This window comes from Vibrio sp. FF145 (assembly GCF_041439075.1).
In the GTDB taxonomy this organism is placed as follows: Bacteria; Pseudomonadota; Gammaproteobacteria; order Enterobacterales; family Vibrionaceae; genus Vibrio; species Vibrio tasmaniensis_A.
In genome coordinates this window covers 62,338-68,610 of sequence record NZ_JBGONH010000026.1, presented here as the reverse complement: position 1 = coordinate 68,610, position 6,273 = coordinate 62,338, and the positions used below count along the sequence as shown (strand labels likewise).

5 protein-coding genes and 1 pseudogene are annotated in these 6,273 nt (G+C 41.3%); 1 reads left to right on the top strand and 5 read right to left on the bottom strand.

Annotation, left to right across the window (positions count from 1 at the left end; translation table 11 throughout):
• Window positions 1–55: 55 nt before the first annotated feature.
• Window positions 56–274, bottom strand: a pseudogene (locus ACED42_RS11640) (HopJ type III effector protein); the annotation flags it as partial.
• A gap of 193 nt (window positions 275–467) precedes the next feature.
• On the opposite strand from ACED42_RS11640, the gene ACED42_RS11635 reads away from it, so the two are divergent.
• Window positions 468–1,127, top strand: coding sequence for a PilZ domain-containing protein (locus ACED42_RS11635; RefSeq protein ID WP_371702642.1), 660 nt, complete (start codon window positions 468–470; stop codon window positions 1,125–1,127).
• Between the two features lie 145 nt (window positions 1,128–1,272).
• On the opposite strand, the gene luxQ is transcribed toward ACED42_RS11635, so the two are convergent.
• From luxQ to ACED42_RS11615, 4 genes are all read right to left on the bottom strand, one after another.
• Complete coding sequence (gene luxQ / locus ACED42_RS11630) at window positions 1,273–3,846, bottom strand: quorum-sensing autoinducer 2 sensor kinase/phosphatase LuxQ (RefSeq protein ID WP_371702640.1); 2,574 nt, start codon at window positions 3,844–3,846, stop codon at window positions 1,273–1,275.
• Window positions 3,846–4,940 (bottom strand): substrate-binding domain-containing protein, encoded by a 1,095-nt coding sequence (locus tag ACED42_RS11625; protein ID WP_371702639.1) that lies wholly within the window; start codon window positions 4,938–4,940, stop codon window positions 3,846–3,848. The genes luxQ and ACED42_RS11625 overlap by 1 nt, the downstream gene beginning before the upstream one ends.
• Window positions 4,941–5,246: 306 nt before the next feature.
• Window positions 5,247–5,561, bottom strand: coding sequence for a GIY-YIG nuclease family protein (locus ACED42_RS11620; protein ID WP_009845674.1), 315 nt, complete (start codon window positions 5,559–5,561; stop codon window positions 5,247–5,249).
• Window positions 5,562–6,218 (bottom strand): YceH family protein, encoded by a 657-nt coding sequence (locus tag ACED42_RS11615; RefSeq protein ID WP_017100949.1) that lies wholly within the window; start codon window positions 6,216–6,218, stop codon window positions 5,562–5,564.
• Window positions 6,219–6,273 lie beyond the last annotated feature (55 nt).

The window sequence follows — 6,273 nt, the reverse complement described above, 5'->3', positions numbered from 1 at the left end:
TTGATCTTATTCTTCGCGCTGAAAGATTAGAATGCGGGGTTCATGACACGCTTACAAAACAAGCAAGTGTTTGCTCTGCAGATAGACCTTGCTCTAAACCAAAAGCAAAAATCTTACACGAACCATTATTCTGCCCAGCGGCATTCACTACATCGCCATTACGAAATTCACTCTCAGCAAAATCATAATGAGCTTCTATCACTTGTATTGTGTCTTCAAATTGCACGCTTTCTGGGGTATCAGCCAGAGTATTCAATAAGGTTTGCAGTTCCATTTAATATTTCTCCATCAAGTACATATCTGAAGCAGTGTATCTTGTTTTTCAGCAAGAGTAAGCCGTTGTTTCCTTTAATCCGTTATTCATTTTTTTGACGTCCATGACTAATTACTTCAATGAAACTAATGACATAGTTTTATCAGAGCGTTATATTATTTTATCAAACGGTCAATATTGTTTAGTAACGAATATGCATAAAGACAGAAGGTTAGAACTGTTCAGATACCTTAAACCAGGTACAAAAACAGTGGGTGTATTGGAGTTTGGCCTAGATGACTCAATCCAGATAAGTACACTTTATATCGGACACAAAGAAGATCAGTACCTTATACTTGAACTTTCAAAAAAAGCGACCGAAGCACTAACGCTAAGAAAGCTCATCAACGTTGATATTGTTGTTCGTGCTATTACCGATACTGAACTTGGACACATTGTCGCGTTTAAGACGACTGTACTGGCCCGCATCACCTCGCCAGCACACCTTATCTTCCTTCGCCCTCCCTCAAGCTTTGCGAACAAACCGATCCGTGAACATGAACGGTATAAGATGCGTCTCAGCTGTGAAGTCACCGTTGATACTCTATCACTAGATGCCACTCTGGTTGATTTTTCAGCTTCAGGCTGCGGTATCTATCTTACTCAACAGTCAGATATCGATGTGGGCTGGAAGATAAAAGTAAATTCCAATTTAAATGAACATTTGGGTGACGATCTGGTTTACACCGTGGTGAGTAAGAAAAGGCAAAAACAAGGCTGGCTATTAGGCATTCAGTTTCCTCAACACCTAAATATGAGTGATGAGTTGAAAACGCTTCTGTTGGAACAAGCTTTTGTAACTGGCTCTATCTAAATACACGCTAACAGGAATACAAGCTAAAGGGAATACAGATACAAAAAGAGCTCTTACTCAGCTCGAAACCCGTAAAACTTATTCAATTTTATCAATTAGATAACGCCATTTACAACCAGTTAAAGAGCACCATTTAATCTTCAGCTTAATGCTGAGTATCATCCCAGTACAATTGTTTGAAATGAACAAAAGCTTTGTGCAACGACGCTTCTTTTATCGGTTTTACGATCACGTAATTTGCTCCAGCAGCCATGAATCTATCTCTTGTTGACTCTTGAGCATCGGCAGTACACGCATAAATCGGAGCTGTTACGCCAATTTGCTCTCTTAGTTGCTGTGTGGTTTCAATCCCACCAAGATTTGGGAGTTGATTATCCATTAAAATAAGATCGTAAACCGTGCTTTTTGCTAACTCTATCGCTTCCAAGCCACCTTTTGCCCAAGTAACCACCATCCCATACTTTTTGCAAAATGCCTGCGCGATAAAGGCGTTGGTGTGATTATCTTCCACTAGCAGCACTTTCAACGAACGATTAAACAACGCCTCAGGCTCCATGTGGGCTTGTTTCTTAACGTCGACTAACAGAGGCTTGGAGTGTAACTCCACTGGGATTTCTATAATGAACTCAGACCCCTGATCTTTAACGCTTCGGACTTGAATGTCTCCCTCCAGCATATCGACAAGGTTCTTTACAATCGTAAGTCCAAGTCCTGTACCACCATACTCCCGAGTCGTGGTTTCTTCTGCTTGAACAAAAGGTTCAAAAATAGCATCGATCTTACTCTCATCAATACCTATGCCACTGTCTTTTACTCGAACAATCAAGCTAGCGTAATTAGTATTAAAGATACTTTCGATTTCAAAACTGACGGAAATACTGCCTTGATGTGTGAACTTAAGGGCGTTGCTCAGTAAATTAAACATGATCTGGTTCAAGCGAACCTGGTCGGTGTTTATTTCGATCTCATCAACCAAGTGATTCACAATGGTAAACTCGACGGATTTATCCTCACAAAGTGGGCGATAGATGCTATCTAAGGTGTTAACCAACTCGCCTAGAAGGAAATCTTTCTTCTGAATATTGAATTGTCCCTGCTCTATCTTAGAGAAGTCCAAAATATCGTTTAGTACCGCCAGTAGATGTTCTGCACTATGGCAAAGTACATCAACCTGATCGCGGTTATCTTCACTGTGTATTGAACGTTTAAGCAACTGAGAGACACCGAGGATACCATTCAGTGGCGTACGAATTTCGTGACTCATTTTAGCGAGGAAGTCTGCACGCACACTTGCAAGATGCTCTGCCTCTTCACGCGCTCGATCTGCCTGTCTTTCTGCTTCTATAAGTTTAGTAATATCTTGACCTTGTACCACCACACCGCTGATGCCGTGTTCAACACGGATTGCAGACATGTTCCAGCGAAAAACCTTCTCGCCGATTGGCACGTTAATGCCCGTTAGTTTAGAGCCTTGAACCACCATCTGGATATTCGGCAACATACGGAGCTCAAACTCTCGAGCCATTGCACCATAGTTATCATCTTCATCAAATAGCGCCATACGAGCCGCTGGGTTCATCTGAATTAAGTCACCTTTTTCGGACCAAACCAAAATTGGAGAATGCGCAAAATTAAACAGATCTTGAAATTTTTGGTGTTGCTCAGATAAGCGCTCAAAAGTATCTTCCAACGTGCAGCCAATGTGGTGAAATTCGAAAATATTTGAACCATCAAACTTGCTGAACTCTTCATTGCCACTTGCAGAGCGAGTGAATTCCATTAACTTATCAAGTTCTGCTGCGACTCTTCTTTGAATCCAAGCTCGCGCAAGGAAAGACATGATGATGATCACCACAATCATAACAATGATGGTACGTTCATAATTGTCTTCGAGTGCAATAAGGTTAGTGTTTTTCTGGATCGCACGAATGGTTAGAGGAGTTTCAACAGCATTGATCTTAATGGTTGCAACAGTGACGAAATGACGAGGTAGTTGCTCATACGTTTTATAACTGAGGACGTCTTTTATCGTATAGCTTTCGTCGCCACTGAATGTCGATGTCACAGGAGTACCATGCGCTTCAATGACGATATTTTCGCAATTACTGCCTTGCTGGATAGATTCAGCCAATGGAAAGTTGTTGTCTAGAACAATAGCAACATAAAGCTGCCCTAGAACTTCACCAGTCTTGTTATCAACAATAGGCGTTCGTCGAGCCAACAAATGACGCTTGCCGATATCCGTAGCCAGCTGAATGAAGTGCCAGTTACTGCTAAAAGCGACCTCATCAGAAATATGTTTTAAATTGGACGTATCCAAACCATAGAACTGACCATTGCCATCTTCCCAAGCCAAACCGTTATAAGTAGAAACAAAGCGTAAGTCAGGAGCATGTTCCGGCTCGCGTTGGTCAACACCATAAAAAAAGTAGCTCAGAGCCTCTTCATTGTTGGTATCAAAATACTCCCTTAAAGTTTCACTGTGTGAGCTACTGTCTTGATGGATTTGCAGCACTGATAAGCGATAATCGAACATATTTTGGATCAAGCTAGAAGTTTGTTTAACCGTTCTATTCGTCTCTTGCTTAACGATCCTACTGCTTGTTTCGTAGTTATGAATAAGCACGCCAAGTGCCATCACGCCTATCACTAAAATAATGATACGCGTAATTAATTTGGCTAAAGTGTTCTTTGGTGTAATGGCGTAGCTTTTTTTCATTATTGGTCTGAGTACCTAAATGCTCGCTGCTTAAGTTCTAAAATACGATCTGGAGAATCCTCTTTAGTCACAATTTCAAATTCACCTGAATAAACGGTAGGAACTTCCAACCCGGTAAGATCCCATTTAATCGCCTCTGCCATCGCAATACCCGTATCATCATTCATGCGCATGACCGTAACATCTAAGTCACCCCTTGCTATAGCTTCCAATTCTGCAGAGCCGCCTCCCCAACCATTCACCAATACATCTCGACCAGATTCTCGAATAGCTTCTGCTGCACCCAGAGCAATGTCAGTTGCACATGCATAAATAAAGTTTAGATCCTTATCGTTAGCAAGGCTGATTTTAGCTGCTTGGTAACCGCTCTCTTTATTTGACTTAGTGTAAAAGGACGACTTAAGAGCAAAGTTAGTATCAGAATTCACATCATGGATAAAGGTATCTCCACGAGCATCACTAATATAACCTTCAGAACGATATAACACAGAATACTTGCTGTCCGGTTCACTCACTTGTTTGAAGTAATCCGCTAGCTTTAAACTCCCCGTCATATGGTCGAAACCCACGTACATGAATGGCTGCCTATCGGCCCACGCACGTACTGGTGTGGTAATATTTTGCAAAATCAACTTGGTGTCCGTTGAGCTCAACACATGTTCAATAAACTTACGGTGTCGCGTCGTCTCTAACGTAAAAATCAAATAATCCGTTTTATTTTCAATCGCTTCTTGCAAAGAGATACTCTGCTGAGAGGGGTTAGCATTATCACGAGTAAAAACCTGATTTATTTGATAATTAATTCTCAATTTATCTAGGCGTTTCTCAAAGGCTTGGATATTACGAACCCAATAATCAGAGATCTGTTGCCCCGGGTACACAACTGAAATGGTGATAGGTTCATCCTGAACTTGCCTCAATGGCATAGGGGGATTTTGCACAGCTTCAACCATTTTATCGGTCAATGCTTTTTGCTCTGGAAATTTGGTGAGGTAATCCTGATATTCCCAATAGCCATTCAGCACGTGGGTACCGTGGGAGAGAGCAGACGCAGAAAACACGGCAACTCCCAATAATATAAGTAAACGTTTCATATTTTTCTCGTTTTATATGAGCTACTTTGGCTCATTTTTTAACCTAGCATGACACCATCTCTTTGTATGGCTGAAAGATATTATGTAGGACAACGAGGATAAATGATAGCGTCTAATACTAATTGGTATGCCATTCTAAATGTGCAGTGTGTAAATTTGGAACAGAGATTAAGATTAATGAGTCCTAAGATAAAAACAACTCAATTAAAAACAAAAATACCACTATTTAATCAATAACTTAAAAGATCCCCTTGCAACAATTCACGCGACTAACATTCGGCCGAGAATTAGAATTCTAACGATGAGTTACGATACTGGAATATACTGAATTTTGTCTTGTTGCCACTCAATGATTAGTTTGAGTGATACTAATTTTTCCTTACGAGATTTGGGTAATTGTTTGATCGCGTATTCGGTTTTTAACGCCTCACTTTTTGACCCAACACCAATACTCCAAACCAACTTAAGTGGGCCTTTACCTTTTAAGGCTTTTGCACCTTTGCCCGTTTGATGTTGTTCGAATCGACGTTCTAAGTTATTCGTCACTCCACAATAAAGAGCATTGTGTCGATTGCGGATCAAATACACGACCCAATCCGCATTTTTGTCAGATTCCGACATTTAAAGCAGTGATTCAACCAGAGCCTTAAGCTCTGCCACTTCTTCACGTAGGCTCGCGACTTCTGATTCAAGTTCTTCAAACTTTTCACTGGATGCAGATGATGAAACAGCGCTTACTGATGCCGTCGCAAACGCTTCAATGTCTACTTCGCCGCTCAGTAAGTGTTGGTAGCGTGATTCTCGTTTACCCGCTTCTCGTGGTAACTTCACGACTAACGCACCCGCTTCTCTTGCCGCGAGTTTTTCGAGTATTGATTCAACCTCTTTCACATCGCTAAAGTTTGCAAGACGACCAGTTCGAGTACGAAGCTCACCCGGGGTTTGGGCCCCACGAAGCAGCATGCAGCAGATGATTGCACGCTCTTGCTCTGTAAATTGCAGATCACCAAATTCAGTGTTGCAGAAACGGTGCTGATACTTATTAACTCGGCTGTTGAAGCTGCTTTCATCGCTCACCATACGACGTCCGATCAAACCATCAACCGCATCTAAAACGTCTGACTCAGACAGAGAGAGCACAGGTTCACGGTTACTCTTTTGATTACAAGCCGTTGTTAAACTATTTAGTGTCAGTGGGTAATGATCTGGAGTAGTCACTTCTTTCTCGATCAAACAACCGATAATTCTCGCTTCAATTGGGGAAAGTACTGTGTTCATCGTTTTTCCTTTTTATTATTTTGATAATTCCATCTCAACATTTAACAATGCAGCC